Annotated in this window: 11 protein-coding genes; 4 read left to right on the top strand and 7 right to left on the bottom strand. The window is 35.7% G+C overall.

The features are described from left to right. The first annotated feature begins 119 nt into the window (after positions 1-119). The gene (locus ACZ5CF_RS04290) at positions 120-542 is read left to right on the top strand and encodes a hypothetical protein (RefSeq protein ID WP_464580607.1); all 423 of its coding nucleotides are present in this window, start codon (positions 120-122) and stop codon (positions 540-542) included. Positions 543-603: 61 nt separating this feature from the next. Here ACZ5CF_RS04290 and ACZ5CF_RS04285 read toward each other — a convergent pair whose 3' ends face one another. From ACZ5CF_RS04285 to ACZ5CF_RS04255, 7 genes are all read right to left on the bottom strand, one after another. After that, positions 604-2,016 (bottom strand): alpha-amylase family glycosyl hydrolase, encoded by a 1,413-nt coding sequence (locus ACZ5CF_RS04285; RefSeq protein ID WP_464580606.1) that lies wholly within the window; start codon positions 2,014-2,016, stop codon positions 604-606. Positions 2,017-2,043: 27 nt separating this feature from the next. After that, positions 2,044-4,302 (bottom strand): alpha-amylase family glycosyl hydrolase, encoded by a 2,259-nt coding sequence (locus ACZ5CF_RS04280; protein ID WP_464580605.1) that lies wholly within the window; start codon positions 4,300-4,302, stop codon positions 2,044-2,046. Between the two features lie 20 nt (positions 4,303-4,322). Further along, entirely contained in the window at positions 4,323-6,176 is a 1,854-nt protein-coding gene (locus ACZ5CF_RS04275; protein WP_464580604.1) for a glycoside hydrolase family 13 protein, read from the bottom strand. Positions 6,177-6,195: 19 nt separating this feature from the next. After that, positions 6,196-8,502 carry a glycoside hydrolase family 65 protein gene (locus ACZ5CF_RS04270; protein WP_464580603.1) on the bottom strand — a complete coding sequence of 769 codons (2,307 nt, stop codon included), beginning with the start codon at positions 8,500-8,502 and terminating at the stop codon, positions 6,196-6,198. A 41-nt stretch (positions 8,503-8,543) separates the two neighbouring features. Continuing rightward, positions 8,544-9,224 carry a beta-phosphoglucomutase gene (gene pgmB, locus ACZ5CF_RS04265; RefSeq protein ID WP_464580602.1) on the bottom strand — a complete coding sequence of 227 codons (681 nt, stop codon included), beginning with the start codon at positions 9,222-9,224 and terminating at the stop codon, positions 8,544-8,546. Continuing rightward, positions 9,217-10,749 carry an MFS transporter gene (locus ACZ5CF_RS04260; RefSeq protein ID WP_464580601.1) on the bottom strand — a complete coding sequence of 511 codons (1,533 nt, stop codon included), beginning with the start codon at positions 10,747-10,749 and terminating at the stop codon, positions 9,217-9,219. Before ACZ5CF_RS04260 ends, pgmB begins: the two co-directional genes overlap by 8 nt. 126 nt (positions 10,750-10,875) lie before the next feature. Further along, positions 10,876-11,898, bottom strand: coding sequence for a LacI family DNA-binding transcriptional regulator (locus ACZ5CF_RS04255; RefSeq protein WP_464580600.1), 1,023 nt, complete (start codon positions 11,896-11,898; stop codon positions 10,876-10,878). 252 nt (positions 11,899-12,150) lie between these two features. Here ACZ5CF_RS04255 and ACZ5CF_RS04250 point away from each other — a divergent pair, with 252 nt between their 5' ends. Genes ACZ5CF_RS04250 through ACZ5CF_RS04240 form a run of 3 tightly spaced genes read left to right on the top strand, consistent with a single transcriptional unit; the run spans position 12,151 to position 18,048 of the window. Then, the gene (locus tag ACZ5CF_RS04250; protein ID WP_464580599.1) at positions 12,151-15,057 is read left to right on the top strand and encodes a SusC/RagA family TonB-linked outer membrane protein; all 2,907 of its coding nucleotides are present in this window, start codon (positions 12,151-12,153) and stop codon (positions 15,055-15,057) included. A 26-nt stretch (positions 15,058-15,083) separates the two neighbouring features. Continuing rightward, positions 15,084-16,679, top strand: a complete 1,596-nt coding sequence (locus ACZ5CF_RS04245) for a RagB/SusD family nutrient uptake outer membrane protein (RefSeq protein ID WP_464580598.1) — start codon at positions 15,084-15,086, stop codon at positions 16,677-16,679. A gap of 16 nt (positions 16,680-16,695) precedes the next feature. After that, positions 16,696-18,048 (top strand): SusF/SusE family carbohydrate-binding protein, encoded by a 1,353-nt coding sequence (locus ACZ5CF_RS04240; RefSeq protein ID WP_464580597.1) that lies wholly within the window; start codon positions 16,696-16,698, stop codon positions 18,046-18,048. The last annotated feature ends 20 nt before the right edge of the window (positions 18,049-18,068 follow it).

Genomic DNA, 18,068 nt, shown 5'->3' with positions numbered 1-18,068 from the left:
TGTAATGTTAATTAAGGCTACATTTTAAATTTAAATTGATTCTGCTTGTAATATTATACATGTTAATATGCTCTATTTCATTATATTAGTAAAACTATTAACCAATTAAAACTTTACAAATGTTTTCTAAAACTAACATTATTGCAACGCTTGTAACAGGGTTATGGGCGTTTTTTGGAGGTTATTTGCTTTGGGGTATTTTAGGTGAATCCCTAATGATGGATCATCTGGGTTCTGCTTCTGGTGTAATGAAAGAAACGCCAGATTTTGTTCACTTAACACTGGGCTGCTTAATTTTAGCTTTTATTTTTTGCATTATTTATTCTAAATGGGCCAGAGGAATGCACAGTGCTTCACAAGGTGCTCAATTTGGTCTTTGGCTCGGTCTTCTGTCTGGTGTAGGAGAAGGTTTAATAGATTTTGCTACAGCAAATATTTTAACCTTAACCGGTACTCTTTTAAATGCAGTAATTTATATTATTTACTTTTTAGTGATGGGTATATTAGCCAGCATGGTTTACGGCAAAGTGAAGTCTGAATAATGTAGCATATACCATAACTTAAAAAAGGCTTCAAGCGTGAACTTGAAGCCTTTTTTTGTGTTTATTGTTTTATTAAGATTTTATAGTCCCACGGTGAAAGTTTTATTTGAAAATCAGGATTTAATTCTATTTTTTCATCCGATAAGTAGTCTGTAAAAACTCCCGAGGTATTTACTTTTACTAACACAGTATCTTTAGAAAAATTGGCAAGATACATTACTGTATGGTTGTTTTTACTTCTTGTGAAAGCTAAAATAGCTTCGTCGTTATTAGTTTCAATTCTGTTGTAAGAAGCCTTATTTTTACCACCATTTAAAGCCGGATTGTTATTTTTTAAAGCTCCCAGTTTAACTAATAGCGGCCACATTTTACCTTTGGTTTTTGGAATACTGTCTTTTTCAAAAAATTTAAGCCTGTGCTGCATATCATATTCCTGTCCGGAATAAATTAAAGGCATTCCTGGAGCTAAATATGTTAAGGCTTGCATGGCTTGAGCTGCTTCTCCCATGCGCTCATAAACTGTACCGTTCCATGAATTTTCATCGTGGTTGGTTATAAAATTCATTAAAATATCATCGGCTTCATATTGCTCACTCATTTTTTGCATATAAGTATCCCACTCAGCTACTGTTTTCTTTCCTTGTGCTATTTCGTTCATTATATGGTGTCCTTCCCAAGCATAAGCCATATCAAATAAATTATCTTTTAGTAATTCTGGCTCCCATGCTTCTGCTAGCATAAATAACGACTTTTTTTCGCGTAGTTGCGGAATTGCTTCTTCCCAGAAATCTAACGGTACTGAACCTGCCACATCACATCTAAAACCATCTACATTTTCTTCTGTAATCCAGTACATCATATCTGCAATCATAGCCTTTCTAAGCTCTTTATTATCGTAATTTAAATCGGCTACGTCTGTCCAATCCGTTCCTTCCGGGTGTATAATTTCTCCTTCTTCGTTTTTAGTATAAAATTCCGGATTGGTAGTTATCCATTTGTGGTCCCATCCAGTATGGTTTGGCACCCAATCTAAGATTACATATATGCCATTTTCGTGAGCGGTTTTAATAAGCTCTCTAAAATCTTCTATTGTGCCAAATTCGGGGTTTATTTTAGTAAAATCTGATACAGCATAATAACTGCCAAGGTATTTTTTTCTTTCTTCCGGATCTTCTATATCTTCTACCATTAAATCGCCTTTGGCTTTTCTGTTAGTTTCTGAAATTGGAAAAATTGGCATAAGCCATATTACCTTTACTCCTAACTCTTTAAGTTGAGGGATATCTTTTGTGAAAGCATCAAAAGTACCTTCGGGGGAGTACTGCCTAATATTTGCTTCGTAAATTACTGCTGTTTCCATCATACTATTAGAAACAGGCTCTATGGCTTGTGCGGTTTCCTTAGCAACTTTTTTTTCTTGCTCTTTACATGAAAACGATAGTAAAACAGCCAATAGTACGCATAGTTTTTTCATAGTGTGTTGTTTTTGGTTGTGCTTAGTTTATTTTTTTATAACAAGTTCAAAGTCATTTGGTTTTACAGTAACGCCTTCAAAAATTAACTCCTTGTCAGATGTGTTAATAATAAGCGTTGCTTGTTCATTAAAATAGGTTCTTTTTATAATTAATGCATTATCTGAAGCTTCTACTATTTTAGTTGAACCATACTGCAGCGCCATCGAATTACGTCGTGTTTTTACAAGGTTTGCAACTTTCTGCTTTAATTGTTGCTCGTGCTTATTAAGCCCTGTAAAGCGCATCATTTTTCTGTTGTCGGGGTCGTTCCCACCAATACTACCATACTCATCTCCGTAATAAATACATGGAATTCCCGGAATAGCCATATTAAAGGCTTGCAACATTGCTAATTTATTGTAGGCAGTGGTGTCGCTCATACCAATCTTACGTGTCCAGCCTGCTTTTTTTGCGTCTTCATCAAACCTAACATCCCCCGAGGCGTAACTTATAAATCTTGCTCTGTCTTGATTACCCGATATATTGCCCATTAAATGATGATAGCCATAATATTGTAATGATTTTTGTAAGGTGGCAGCCAAGTGCTGAAACCCTGTTTCGTTTTTTGCAAAGGCCTGTACAGCTGCATCATATAAATTAAAATCAAACTGAGCATCGAGCATACCGGTGTTTACATAACTTCTAATCAGGTCCGGACTTCCGTAGGTTTCTCCTATTTGAAAAATAGGCCTATTGGTGCGTTGTTTAATTTTTTTGGTGAGCGTTCTCCAAAATTCAAGTTGAATGTGTTTTGTAGCATCATGCCTAAACCCATCTAAATTGTAATTAGTAACCCAATAAGCTGCAGAGTCTGTCATTTTCTCAACCACTTCGGGTTTACTAAAATCTAACGTTGGCATAAAGGTATCAAACCAAGTGGTTAGCCTATGTTCATCCCACTTTTCTGTATTTAATGTACCATCCGGAAGGTATAAATTGGTAGCCCATTCAGGATGTTTTTTGTATAAAGGATGCTCTTCATGAACATGGTTAGCTACATAATCTAAAATTACATTAATATTACGCTTATGTGCTTCTTGTATTAACTCTCTAAACACATCCTCATTACCAAATCTGTAGTCTATTTTAGTATTGCTAATGGGCCAATAACCATGATACCCCGAAAATTTTGTTAACGGATCCGGCCATAAGCCGTAAGCTCCTTCAGGGTTCTGAGTAATAGGAGATAGCCAAATGGTATTTATACCGAGTTCTGTGAAGTATCCTTCTTTAATTTTTAATAGCACTCCCTCTAAATCACCACCATAATAATTAGCTTTGGGATGAATGCTATCATTTTGCACTTTTTTTGTGTTTGAAGGGTTCCCGTCTTTAAACCTATCTACCATTAAAAAGTACATTACTTGGGTATGAAAATCTGTACGTGTAAGCTTGGTAGCATCGGTAATTATTTTCCCTTCTTCCAGAGGAATTAAAACATCGTTCCCTCTACCAAATTTATTGGCTGTATAAACTCGTATATGGGAACGTTTAGCAGTGTTATTGGGTATGTTAATAGTTATAGACGTTGTTCCGTTTTCATCAAAAAAAGAATCAACTAAAACATTATCTGAATATACTAATGCTGTGTTAATAGGGTTGGCACTTGTAAGTGTAAATGCTTTCTCTGTAAAAGTACTTGTGCTAACAAAAGGAACACTATCTTGGTATGTTTCTATAGCCAATACAGAATTTATACCTCCCATACCATTACTAACCTGATTGGTGTTTGTTGGATCTGGCTGCTCTACACCATCTATCTCAAGCACATATTGGTGGTTTCCGGGGTATACATATGTAGTATATTCCCATAAACTATCTTTAAAGGTTAGCGGTAGTAATTGCCAATTGCTAAACTCTCCTTTAACCTTAACGGTTTTATATTGTTTGTTGCTATCCGGAATAGCAATGGTTACTTGTTTTTTATTGCTTTTAAAAACAGGAATATCGTTTGCAACACCATTAGTATAAACTCTTAAATTGGTTACATCCGGTGTAGTTTTAGAAACCTTAATTACTGCTTTTTTATTTTCGTTTATAAGTTTAACAGAACTTGATTTATGTGTTTTTACAGAATCTATAACAGATGTATCTAAAAAATAATCAGACAAGAAAATGGTGTCTTGTTGCTGCTTAAGGTAAATGGGGGTTGCCATCCCTTTTATTACAGATGGCTGCCAATTGCTTTTTTTAGACTGACATCCAATTAGTAAAAAAATGAAAATAAGGGAGGCTATTTTTTTCATGATGGCTGATGTGTTTTGGTTTAGTTAATTTCTATTATCATAGATGATTTTCCGGGTATTTTTAGTTTTTGCTGCAAGCTTATTGTTTTATCTGTAATAACCTCGTAGCCACTTTTAGCATCTTTCAGCATTTCGGTAAACCTATCTAATTTAATTTCTTGGTCTTTTGGGTTGTTATTAATAATTACCATAACCCTATCTGAATCATTGTACCTAAAGTAAACATACACGTTATTGTGTGGTACAAATTGCATGGTTTTACCCGTATGTATTACTTTTTTGTTTTTTCGCCAGTTAAACAGTTTTTTTGTGAAATTAAAATATTGGTTTTGTAATGCGGTACGACCGGTTTCTGTAAAAGCATTATTAGTATCGCCAGGCCAGCCTCCAGGGAAATCACGTCGTATATCTCCATCTCCTTTTTTGTCTCTGTTTCCCATCATACCAATCTCATCTCCATAATAAAATTGGGGTATTCCTCTAACAGTTGTAATTAATGTAATTACCATTTTGTACTTGTTAAAGTCGCCCTTGTAAATTTCATTAATTCTGTTGGTATCGTGATTTCCGGCAAAAACTAAAATGTTATTAATATCCGGATAAAGAAAATCGTTTACAAAGTTTTCATAGGCTCTAACCATACCTTTATCCCATCCTTGCTCATCTTCATTAAACATTACCATTATAGCATCATGCAAGGTAAAATCCATAACACTTGGCAGATATGAGTTATAGCTGTCTATAGCACCAATTTTACTGTCTTTTTGCCAATACGCAATTTGGGCTTGGTTGTGCATCCAAACTTCACCTACTATGTTAAAGTTTGGATACTCGTCCATAATTGCTTTAGTCCATTTTGCAATTGCTTCTTTATCGTTATACGAATAGGTGTCTACTCTAAACCCGTCTAAATTGGCATATTCAATCCACCAAATAGCGTTTTGTGTAATGTATTTAAGTAGTAAAGGATTGCTTTGGTTCATGTCTGGCATGGTGGTATCAAACCAACCATTCATACATGCTTCTGAATCATGTTTAGAGGCATTAGCATCAAACTGGGTTGTCATTCTGTAATTACTACGCTGAAAACCGTTTTCGCCATTTTCCCAATAATGAATCCAATCTTTGGTAGGCAAATCTTTAATTATCCAGTGTTTACTCCCCCAATGATTGGTAACATAGTCCATTATAAGTTTCATATCACGTTTATGCATCTCTGCTGCCAAGCGCTTATAATCTTCATTAGTACCATAACGAGGATCTATTTTATATAAATCGCTTTGTGCATAGGTATGATATGAATATGTAGGTTCGTTATCTTCTAACATTGGAGTGCTCCAAATGGCTGTTGCACCAAGTTCTTTAATGTAATCTAAGTGATTAATTATACCTTGAATGTCTCCTCCGTGTCTTCCTCCATTAAATTCTCTATTTGCTTTTTCAACTGTATCATCTGTACTGTCATTATCCGGATTGCCATTGGCAAACCTATCGGGCATTAGTAAATAGATTACATCACTAGAATCAAACCCTTTTCTGAGTGCAGAGCCTTCTCTTCTTTTTTTGAGTTCGTAGGACAGATTCTGTATTGTTTTACCATTATCTTTAACCTTTATGGCAACGTTTTTTGGCGAAACATTTTGAATATTTATAGTAACGAAAAGGTAGTTTGGATTCTCGGTTTTACGAACATTAACTACTTTAATTTCTGATGGAAACTCTAGCTCGTATTGAGCAATATTATCTCCGTAAAATAGTAATTGAAGTTCGGGGTTTTTCATGTTGCTCCACCAAAATGGGGGCTCTACCTTACTTATTTGAGCTTCTAAAAAAAAGCTATTAATAATTAGTAATACTAAAACTATCCTTTTCATTACCTAAGTATTTTGTGTTTTATACCGTAACCAAATTGTTAGGTTCTATTGTAATTAACTTTCCGTTTACTTCAAGTTGTAACGGTGTGGTTCCTTCTAACTCAAACTTAGTGTCGTTTTTACAAACTTTTACTTTTAAAATCTGGTTTCTAAAGTTTACTTTAAACGAATATGCCTCCCATTGATCCGGTATTTGTGGCGTAAAACTTAATGTGTTATTTTTAACTCTCATGCCTCCAAACCCTTCTACAATACTCATCCAAGTTCCTGCCATAGAGGTAATGTGTAAGCCTTCGTGAACTTCTTTATTATAGTCGTCTAAATCTAACCTAGATGTTCTTAAATAAAATGTATAGGCTTGGTCCTTTCTTCTAAGTTTGGCTGCCAATATGCTATGAACACATGGTGAAAGTGAGCTTTCGTGAACTGTAAAAGGTTCGTAAAAATCAAAATGACGTTCTATCTCCGGAGTTGTAAAATGATCTTCAAAGAAGTAAAATCCTTGTAAAACATCAGCTTGTTTAATGTATGGTGAGCGCAAAATTCTGTCCCAACTCCATTTTTGGTTAATAGGTCTTTCTGATTGAGGTAAATCGGCAACGGTTGTCATTTCTTTATCTAAAAAACCATCTTGCTGCAAGAAAACCTGATGCTTCTCTGAATACGGAAAATAGATGTTATTGGCTACCTCTTTCCAGTTTTGCATTTCTGTTTCAGAGAGTTTTACTTTATTAATTACTCGGGCGTAATCTGTTGGATATTCTTCTTTAACTTTTTGTATGTTCTCTAAAGCATATTCTATGCACCAGCGTGCTATGTAATTTGTATACCAATTATTATTTACATTGTTTTCATACTCATTAGGGCCGGTAACTCCTAAAATTACATACTGTTGTTTTTCTTCAGAAAAATTAACGCGTTGATGCCAAAAACGAGCTATACCTATTAATACTTCAAGCCCTTTTTCGGGTATATAACTGTAGTCTCCTGTATACCTATGGTAATTGTAAATTGCATATGCAATAGCTCCGTTTCTGTGAATTTCTTCGAAAGTAATCTCCCATTCATTATGGCATTCTTCTCCATTCATGGTTACCATTGGGTATAATGCTGCACCGTTAGAAAAGCCCAGTTTCTCTGCATTTTCTATGGCTTTTTCTAAATGATTATACCTATACGTTAATAGATTTCTGGCAACTTGTTGGTCTTTTGTTGCCATATAAAATGGTAGGCAATATGCTTCTGTATCCCAGTAGGTGCTACCGCCATATTTTTCGCCGGTAAATCCTTTTGGACCAATGTTTAATCTTGCATCTTTACCTAAGTAGGTTTGATTAAGCTGATATATATTAAACCTAATACCTTGTTGTGCTTTTACATCGCCGGAAATAGTAATATCTGCCATATCCCAAATCTTGCACCAAGCTTCTTTTTGCATTTGCAACAGTTTATTAAAGCCAATTGCAGCAGCTTTTTGTAGCACTTTGGTTGAAGCTTGCAGCAACTTATCTTTTGGGTGGTTTAGTGATACTGTGTATCCTCCAAACTTAACTAAGCTAACAGTTTGGTTAGCTTTAATATTGTAGTTGTACTCAAAAACTATACGCTCATCTACTGTTTCATGTTGTTTTACTTGGGGTTGTTGTACCCCATCTATATAAACATTTGTTAGCATTCCCGTACACACATGAAAATCTGTTTTCATGGTTCGAGAAATTATAAATGCCATGTTGTCTTGCTGAGAAATTTTTAGTGTTTCCCAAAACTTATCATCCCAATTACTATCTTCATTTTTAATACCTCCGTCTAAATAAGGTTTAAAGGTAATTTGGGCAGCAGTATTTAAAGGTGTAATCTGGTACTGTATTGCACCAACCTCATCTATATCTAAACTCAGAAAGCGTTTGGCGCTAACTGCTACGGTAACATCGTTAGGAAGGGTTGCCGTAAAAGTACGTAACAACCATCCTTCTTTCATGTTTAGTTCTCTTTTAAAGTTTTTTATCTCTTTGCAAGTATGCAAGTCTAATTGAACGTTGTTCACATATACGTTAATCCCAATCCAATTTGGTGCATTTAACACTTTAGCAAAGTATTCTGGGTATCCGTTTTTCCACCAACCTACACGTGTTTTATCGGGGTAGTAAACTCCTGCAATATAACTTCCTTGAAAAGTTGGTCCGGAATAGTGCTCCTCAAAATTAGCTCTCTGCCCCATTGCTCCGTTTCCTAAGCTAAACAAACTCTCTGAGGCTTTAACTTTAGACGCATCGAAACCTTCTTCTATAATAGACCACTCGTTTGGTATGATATAATCTTGATTCATCTTTTTACTAATCAGTTTACATTAATCTGCTTCTACAATACTTATTTTATTAGTTGTTTTTTTGGGGGATGTTTTATGATTTGGTCTAAAAATTCTGGTGTTATCTCTGTAAAGTTTTCAAAAACGTAATCTGCTTGTTTTAAAATTTCTTTATTGCCAATACCAATAGAAATCATGTTAGCAGTATTGGCTGCCTGAATTCCGGCAACAGAATCTTCAAAAACTACGCATTGCTCCGGAGGTAATTGTAATAATTTAGCAGCTTTTAAAAATACTTCAGGATTTGGTTTTGCTTTCTCTACTTCATTTCCATCAACTATTGCTTCAAAAAAAACTAACAAATCTACTTTTCTTAAAATAGTTTTAGCATTCTTACTCGCAGAGCCTAAAGCAATAGGTTGTTTTTGTTTTTTTAAATACGTAAGTGTTTGTATAACATTTGGCAACACCTCTTTTTGAGTCATTTTGTCTATAAAACTCAGGTAATCGTTGTTTTTAAGTGCCATGAGTTCCATAAACTTATCTTCTGATACTTCTTTGTTTCCCCAGGCAAGTATTTTTTTTAAAGATGCTACCCTGCTTACTCCTTTTAATTGTTCGTTTTGTGCTTCGGTAAAATCAATTCCAATGCTGTTAGCCAATTTTTTCCAGGCTAGAAAATGATACTTGGCAGTATCTACAATTACACCATCTAAATCAAATATAAATCCTTTACTATTCATTTATTTCTATTGTGGCTTTATCATCTACTGTTAACGATAATACTCCGGCAAGAATCATCGAAACTCCTCCTATTACTAAAGCATATACCGGTTGGTTGTTAAAAAACTTTGCTACTAAAAAGCCTAGTATAGATGCTGCTACTAATTGCGGAATTACAATAAAGAAATTAAATACACCCATATAATATCCCATTTTTGAAGCCGGTAAAGAGCCTGATAGCATTGCATACGGAATGGATAGAATACTTGCCCAAGCAATACCTACACCAATCATTGGTAACCACTCTAATGTTAAAACACCCGGTGTTTTTATAAAGTAAATAGAGAGCAATCCGAAGCCTCCGGCTACTAAGGCTAAAAAGTGGGTAAACTTTCTGCTGGTTTTTTTTGCTAAAACCGGTAATAAAAAAGCAACTAAAGCAGCTATAATGTTATAGTTTGCAAACATTTCTCCAACTTGATTTGCTCCGGTATTATAAGCAACAGAAGTTGTATCGGTTGTGTTATAAATATGTTCTGTTACAGCTCCGGTGGTATATATCCACATAGAGAATAGTGCAAACCAAGAGAAAAATTGTACCCATGCCAGCTGTTTCATCACTTTTGGCATAGACTGAAAATCGTTAACAATGATTACAAAACCATTTTTTATGTTTTCTTTACGTTGCAATAGCCCAGATATAAGCATTGCAAGTCCTCCTAAACCAACTAACCCAACAGTTAATACATATAAATCTTTTTTTAGGTTAAAGTGGTAAACCAAATACGTAGAAATTGCAGAAATGAGTAATGTGATTACGCCTTTTTTAATGTGATTTTTTCCATTAGAAACATACCATTCTATAGGCTTTTTTTCTTTTTTAAATTCATCTCCTTCTTCGGCTTCAAAAACCTTCATTTCTTCCGGAGAATATTCTTTAGACCTGATAACTGTCCAGAGTACAGCTGTAAAAAAAGCTATACCTCCAATATAAAATGAGTATTTAACAGAGTCTGGGATTACGCCTTCAGGAGCTGTATTGGCTACTCCAAAATATGTTAAAATTAATGGTAATTTAGAAGCTACATATGCCCCAATACCTATAAAAAAACTTTGCATTGCAAAACCTTTGGTTCGCTGGTGGTCTGGCAAATTATCTCCCACAAAAGCTCTAAAAGGCTCCATAGAGATGTTTATAGAGGCATCCATTATCCATAACATTCCGGCAGCAAACCAAAGTGTTGGAGAGTTTGGCATTACAAACAAGGCTGCAGAGGCTAAAATTGCCCCTACTAAAAAATAAGGTCTACGACGTCCTAAGGTTTTGTGCCAGGTTCTATCACTAAAATACCCTACAATAGGTTGAACAATTAACCCTGTTAGTGGTGCAGCAACCCACAGAATAGGAATATCGTCTATTTCTGCTCCTAAGGTTTGAAAAATTCTACTAACGTTGGCATTTTGGAGAGCAAAACCCATTTGAATTCCTAAGAAACCGAAACTCATGTTCCAAATTTCCCAGAAACCCAGTGTTCGCTTTTTCATAATAGTATGTTTAGATTAATACTATTTTGATAAGCGCTGTACTTATCAAAACTTACACGGGTGAGAAGTAAAAATATAAGTTTTGATTGGGGTAAAGATAGTATTTTTTTTATTTGAACAACAAAATCAAAGTTTTTTTGTAGACTCTCGTTCTATTAACGAGGTCTTAATAATCTCTACAAAACAAGCGTCTTCATCTACACGTTCTTCTAGTTTATCTATTAACATTTTAGCTGCAATTTCACCCATTTCTATACCATGCTGTGCTACTGTGGTTAACGTTGGTGTAGCATGTTTAGAGAGTATCCCGTCTGTAAATCCTATAAACGAAATATCTTCCGGTATAGAGAAGCCTCTTTTTTGAGCAATTTTCATCCCTGTAACAGCAAAAAGCTCATTTACTGCAAAAACAGCATCGAATTTTTGATTATTAAATAGTTCGGCTATAGCTTTCTCGCAGTTTTCTATATCTTCTATTTTTAAAATCAAATCTTCGTTTACTTCTATTCCGGCATCTTGTAGTGCTTTCATATAACCTAAGGTTCTAAGCATTCCTACACTCACATAATCTACCGTTGTAATGAGTGCTATTTTTTTACATCCGGTTTTAATTAAATGGTTTACGGCTTCGTAAGCTCCTTGCGCGTCATCTATTATAACTTTATCACAATAAATATCATCAGAAACTCTATCAAACATTACCAACGGCATTCCTTGGTCTATAACTTCGGTTAGATGATGGAAGTCTTTTTTGGCTTGGGTTTCTTTAGAGAGCGATATAATAAATCCGTCTATACTACCATTGGCTAACATCTCCATGTTTACCACCTCTTTATCAAAAGATTCATCAGATAGGCAAACAATTACATTGTATCCTCTGGCATTAGCTTCACGCTCTATTCCGGTAATTACGGTAGTGAAAAAGTGGTGTACAATTTCAGGAATAATAACGCCAATGTTTTTGGTTCGTTTATTCTTTAAACTAATGGCAATATTATTAGGCTTGTAGTTGTAGAGTTTTGCAAAAGCTTGTATCTTTTCTCTGGTATCTTTACTGATTTCTTTACTGTTTCGTAACGCTTTTGAAACGGTAGAAACAGAAACATCTAATTCTTTAGCTATTTGCTTAAAGGTAATTTTCTTTCTCATTAATATATAATTGATAATCTATCAATAAACCATAGCATTTACTAACAATATGGTAATCTTTCGGGTTCTAAATTACAAATTTATCAGGTTTAAAAAGTTATTAACACGAAAACGTTTTCATAGGTTTTCGAAAACGTTTTCATAACTATAGTTATTAAGGTAGGCCTAATTTTAACATTAAATTTACCTACATTTAACTGTGAGAAGTAAAAATATAACGCAAAAATTAGCTAACAAAATTAATTGTAACGTATGGAAAAATTACGAAAGTACATCCTAATTTTGACGCTATGTATTCCGTTAGGAATGGTAGCTCAAACTGTTAGTGGTGTAGTAACCGAGCAAGGCACAAATACCCCTTTGCCCGGAGTAAATATTGTTGTTAAGGGAACCACAACTGGTACAACTTCTGATTTTGACGGTAATTATCAAATTGAAGCCAATCAAGGAGATGTATTAGTGTTCTCTTACATAGGTTTTAAAACTCTAGAAGTTACCGTTACCGGCTCTACACTTAATGTAAGTATGCAAGAAGATAGAGCTAAACTAGATGAGGTTGTTGTTATTGGATATGGTAGTACTACCAAGCAAGACGCAACAGGAGCGGTGCAAAAAATTGATTCTGAAGAGTTTAACAAAGGAGCTATTGTTTCTCCGGAAGCATTACTTTCCGGTAAATCTGCCGGTGTCAGAATAACCTCTGGCGGTGGTCAACCCGGTGGTGGTGCAGAAATTAGAATTAGAGGTGGAGCCTCTATTTCTGCCAGTAATGACCCGCTTATTGTAGTAGATGGTATTCCGTTAGATCAACGAGGTGTTCAAGGTGTTAGAAACCAGCTTAATGCTATTAACCCTAACGAAATTGAAGATTTTGTTGTTTTAAAAGATGCATCTGCAACTGCAATATACGGATCGAGAGCCTCTAACGGTGTAATTTTAATTACAACCAAAAAAGGTAAAGACGGTGCTCCTTTTCAAGTAGAATACGATTTAAAAGCTTCTATTGGTGAAGTTACAGAAACTGTATCTGTTTTAAATCCTGATCAGTTTAGAAATGTTGTAGAAAGCACTCCGGGAACCGATCCAAGTTTATTGGGTACTGCCCGTACCAACTGGCAAAATAAAATTTACCAACATGCCGTTGGAGCAATACACAATGTTACCTTCTCTCAAGGATTTGAGAACTTTAACTACAGAGTAAACTTAAATCATACATCACAAACAGGTATTTTAAAAACAGATCTTTACGAACGTAATGCCGTAAACATTAACTTAATTCAAAAACTTTTTGATAATAAGTTAAAACTTACACTATCTACCAAGGGCATAATGGATGATAATGTTTATGCTAACCAAGGTGCTATTGGTGCTGCCGTTAGTTTTGACCCTACTCAACCTGTTTATGATCCTGATAGCCCATTTGGAGGTTATTTTGAGTTTAGAAACGGTGACCAAATTGAAGTTAATGCACCCAGAAACCCTGTAGCATTATTAGAACAATTTGATAATAGAGCGCGTAACAAGCGAAATATTACAAACTTAAATATAGATTACAGATTTCACTTTTTACCGGAATTACGTTTTAACTTAAATGCCGGTATAGACTACTCTGAATTAAGAGGTAAACAATATATTGATTTAAAATCTGCTGTAGTTACTAGTACAACAGAAACTAGAAACTTTTATTCAGGGCTTAACAGAAACAAGCTATTAGACTTTTATTTTAACTATAAAAACGAAATTGAGAGCGTAGATATCTCTTACGATATAACAGCCGGACACTCTTTCCAAGAGTTCTTTGTGCTATCTGATAGAGAAGTTACGGTAAACGGCAATCAAATTATCATCCCAAGAACCGTAAACCGTAACGCGTTAGAGTCTTACTTTGCAAGAGTAAGCTTTGACATTGCAGACAAATACCTGATTTCTGCAAGTTACAGACGTGATGGCTCTTCTCGTTTTTCTGAAGATAACCGTTGGGGTAGTTTCCCTGCAGCATCAATCGGATGGAAAGTTAGTAATGAAAATTTCTTAAGAGACTCTAAAACTATATCTAACCTTAAACTACGTGCAGGTTGGGGTATTACGGGGCAACAAGAAATTGGAGCTAATTATGGTTATTTAGGAATTTACAGCCCAAGTGAAAACTCTGCAAGAGTTCAATTTGGCAACGAATTCGTAAATACATTACGTCCTGAAGAATTTGATGAAAATTTAAAATGGGAAGAAACAACACAATACAATGCCGGTATAGACTTTGGTTTATTTAACAATCGTATAAGCGGTACAATAGATGCTTATTACAGAGAGACCCAAGACCTTTTAGCTACTATCCCAACACCGGCAGGTTCTAACCTTTCAGATTTATTAACTACAAACGTAGGACAAACAACCAGTAAAGGTTTAGAAATAGATTTAAACGGTGTACTATTTGATACCGATGATTTTTCTTGGGATTTAGGTTTTAATGTTACTTTCCAAGACAGAGAAATTACTAAAATTTCTCTTGGTAACGACCCGGATTTCTTTATTCCGCAAGGAGGGATATCTGGTGGTGTAGGTAACACCATTCAAATCTGGAAAGAAGGTTACGACCCTTCTACTTTCTTTGTGTTCAGACAAGTTTATGACCAAGCAGGAAACCCAATAGAAGGTGCTTATGCAGATGTTAACGGAGACAACCAGATTACAGAAGCAGATAGAGTGCCATACAAAAAAGCAACTCCAGATGCTTTTATTGGGTTAACATCTAACTTAAGCTATAAAAACTTAGATTTTAGCTTTACATTTAGAGGTAGCTTTGGCAATTATAACTACAACAACGTACAATCTAACACCGGCTACGTAGAAGCGGTTACCAATACACCGGGTAATTATTATGCCAATGCAAGCACTAACTTACTAGATAGCGGATTCCAGTCTAATCAATTGTTCTCAGATTATTATATTAGAAGAGCAGATTTTGTTAGATTAGATAACGCTTCTTTAGGTTACTTGGTTCCTGGAGAAAAAATAGATCTTCGTTTATCGCTTACAGCAACAAACATATTTACCATTTCAGATTACGAAGGTTTAGACCCGGAAATTCCAAGTGGTATAGACAATAATTTTTATCCAAGACCTAGAACATTTGTGCTTGGCATTAATCTTACCTATTAATTATGAAAAGTTTAAAACACAATATTATGTTTAGCAAACTAAAAACATATCTAATCCTGTTTCTCTCTGCAGCAGTTTTTGTTTCATGTGAGAAAGAATTAGACCTTGAGCCGGAAGACGATAGGCTAACATCGGCTTCTGCTTTTGATGACCCAAGCGCTTACCGAGCATTCTTGGCAAAAATTTACGCCGGAATTTCGTTAAGCGGACAAGAGGGGCCTGCCGGAGACCCAGATTTAGCCGGGTTAGACGAAGGATTTTCTAACTACTTGCGCCTGTACTGGAAAATGCAAGAGTTAACAACAGACGAAGCCCTAATTGGTTGGAATGATGGTACTATAAAAGACCTTCACGGTCAAGTTTGGACATCAGGTAACGAGTTTATTCGTACTATGTACACTCGTTTACTTTATCAGGTATCATTAACCAACGAGTTTCTTCGTCAAACAACAGATGCTAAATTAGATGAAAGAGGTGTATCTGGCGATTTAAGAAACTCCATACAAGAGTACAGAGCAGAAGCTCGTTTTATGAGAGCACTTAGCTACTGGCACTTAATGGATTTATATGGAAACCCTCCATTTGTTACCGAGGATGACCCGATTGGTGCATTCTTACCTCCTCAAATTGAGCGAGCAGAATTATTCAGCTTTATAGAGTCTGAGCTTTTAGATATAGAAGATGAAATTGTTGCTGCCAGACAAAACGAATATGGTAGAGCAGACCGTGGAGCTGTTTGGGCGCTTTTAGCTAAACTTTACTTAAATGCAGAAGTGTACACCGGTACTCCGCGCTATGCAGATTGTATTACATACTGTAACCAAATAATTAATGCAGGGTACAGTATTGCAAATGTACCATATCAGCATTTATTCTTAGCTGATAATGATAGTAACGGAGCTCAAAACGAGTTTATATTTACCATTCCTTTTGATGGTTTAAACACGCAATCATTTGGAGGAATGACATTCTTTGTTCATGCTCCGGTAGGTGGTAGTATGGATCCTGCAGAGTTTGGCATTAATGGTGGATGGGCCGGAATTAGAACAACTCCGGAATTTGTAGAGTTATTCCCTGGCGAAGCAAATTCTCCAGATTCTAGAGCTTCTTTCCATACTGATGGCCAAACTAAAGAAATAGAAAATATCTCGAGATTTACAGACGGTTATGCGATTGTAAAATATAAAAATGTAGATGTAAACGGTAACCCCGGGTCTGACCCAGACAACCATCCGGATACCGACTTCCCAATGTTTCGTCTTGCAGATGTTTACCTGATGTATGCAGAGGCTGTATTAAGAGGTGGTGGCGGAAGCTTAGCTACTGCCGTAAATTACATAAACGAGCTTAGAGTTCGTGCTTATGGAGATACAAGCGGAAACATCACACAATCTGATTTAACATTAGATTTTATCTTAGAAGAACGCGCAAGAGAGCTCTATTGGGAAGCTCACAGAAGAACCGATTTAATAAGGTTCGGACAATTTACCGAAAATGGTATATGGGCATTTAAAGGTAATGTACCTCAGGGTACAACTACTGAAGCTTTCAGAAACATTATGCCTTTACCGGCAACAGATTTAGGTGTAAATACCAACTTAAAACAAAACCCAGGTTACTAATTATAAATTAAAGACAATGAAAAAGTTATCAATATTAATCCTGTCGCTCATCGCATTAGTATCATTTAATGCATGTAATTATGACGACGATGTTGTGTTTGTTACACAACCTGACCCAGAAGGTGTTAGCTTTTTAAACACTTTTATAGACGAATACATTTTAGTTTCTAACGCATCTAGCAATATTGCAGAGCGCTTTATTTGGAATCCTGTAGATTTTGGTGTTCAAACCAATATCTCTTACGATTTACAGCAATCTGCAAGCGAAGATTTTAGCTCATTCGAAGTTGTAGGAACTACAACCAGTACAGAAATGGCTGTTACCATTGGTCAGATGTTAGCATTTGCAGAAGCTGCAGGCTTAGATAACGACCCAAGTACAGACGACAAGCCAAACACAGGAATGTTATATTTTAGAGTTCGTGCGTATGCCGGAGACGGTGGTAGCAATGCAACCGAAAACATTTCACAGCCTCAAGCACTAACCGTTGTTTTACCGGAAGATACCGGTTCTGGTAGCGGTGTACAAATTTCATCTTGGGGTGTTGTAGGTTCCGGTTATAACAACTGGGGTGCATTTGAAGATGCTCCGTTCTACACCACAGATCAAGCTAATGTATTAGTAGCCTATGTAACACTTGTAGATGGTGAAATTAAATTTAGAGAAGATAACGCCTGGGATAATGACTTTGGAGATGATGGTAACGATGGTACATTAGATTCTGGAGGAGCTAACATTCCGGTAACTGCAGGTAACTATAAAATCACCTTAGACCTTAACAACAATACTTATACAATAGAAGAATTCTCTTGGGGTGTTGTAGGTTCTGGTTATAATGATTGGGGTAATGCCGGTCCAGATGCTAAATTCTACTATGATTATACTACAGATACCTTTAAAGTAGGTGTTAAATTAGTAGATGGAGAAATTAAATTTAGATTTAACAATGCTTGGAACTCAGACTTTGGTGATGATGGCGCTGATGGCACCTTAGATGCCGGGGGAGCTAATATTCCGGTTACTGCAGGCCATTACAGCATTACATTAGATTTAAATAATAACACCTACACTATGGAACCAGCAGAAATCTGGGGTGTTGTAGGTTCTGCATACAATGATTGGGGTGCTACAGACGATTTCTCATTAACCCAAGTAAACCCAGGTTTATGGTACGGAGATATTGTTACCCTAAGTGCAGGAGAAATGAAGTTTAGAGTAAACAACCAATGGACTACCGATTTTGGTGATGATGGTGGTGATGGTACTTTAGATGCCGGTGGCGCTAATATTGTAGTAGATGAAGCCGGAAGCTACCGTGTTGTATTAGATTTAAACAACAACACCTATGCCCTAAACAAAGTATTGTAATGCTTATTATTTAATTCCAT

It is taken from the genome of Lutaonella thermophila, from assembly GCF_055387725.1.
Note: the sequence above shows the minus strand (reverse complement) of the source record. Positions and strands in the feature narration are given on the sequence as shown.

What these genes read in the sequence shown, in the direction of transcription:
- ACZ5CF_RS04290 (WP_464580607.1), top strand. Translation starts at nt 120, where the DNA reads ATGTTTTCTAAAACTAACATTATTGCAACGCTTGTAACAGGGTTATGG.
- ACZ5CF_RS04285 (WP_464580606.1), bottom strand. Translation starts at nt 2,016, where the DNA reads ATGAAAAAACTATGCGTACTATTGGCTGTTTTACTATCGTTTTCATGT.
- ACZ5CF_RS04280 (WP_464580605.1), bottom strand. Translation starts at nt 4,302, where the DNA reads ATGAAAAAAATAGCCTCCCTTATTTTCATTTTTTTACTAATTGGATGT.
- ACZ5CF_RS04275 (WP_464580604.1), bottom strand. Translation starts at nt 6,176, where the DNA reads ATGAAAAGGATAGTTTTAGTATTACTAATTATTAATAGCTTTTTTTTA.
- ACZ5CF_RS04270 (WP_464580603.1), bottom strand. Translation starts at nt 8,502, where the DNA reads ATGAATCAAGATTATATCATACCAAACGAGTGGTCTATTATAGAAGAA.
- pgmB (WP_464580602.1), bottom strand. Translation starts at nt 9,224, where the DNA reads ATGAATAGTAAAGGATTTATATTTGATTTAGATGGTGTAATTGTAGAT.
- ACZ5CF_RS04260 (WP_464580601.1), bottom strand. Translation starts at nt 10,749, where the DNA reads ATGAAAAAGCGAACACTGGGTTTCTGGGAAATTTGGAACATGAGTTTC.
- ACZ5CF_RS04255 (WP_464580600.1), bottom strand. Translation starts at nt 11,898, where the DNA reads ATGAGAAAGAAAATTACCTTTAAGCAAATAGCTAAAGAATTAGATGTT.
- ACZ5CF_RS04250 (WP_464580599.1), top strand. Translation starts at nt 12,151, where the DNA reads ATGGAAAAATTACGAAAGTACATCCTAATTTTGACGCTATGTATTCCG.
- ACZ5CF_RS04245 (WP_464580598.1), top strand. Translation starts at nt 15,084, where the DNA reads ATGTTTAGCAAACTAAAAACATATCTAATCCTGTTTCTCTCTGCAGCA.
- ACZ5CF_RS04240 (WP_464580597.1), top strand. Translation starts at nt 16,696, where the DNA reads ATGAAAAAGTTATCAATATTAATCCTGTCGCTCATCGCATTAGTATCA.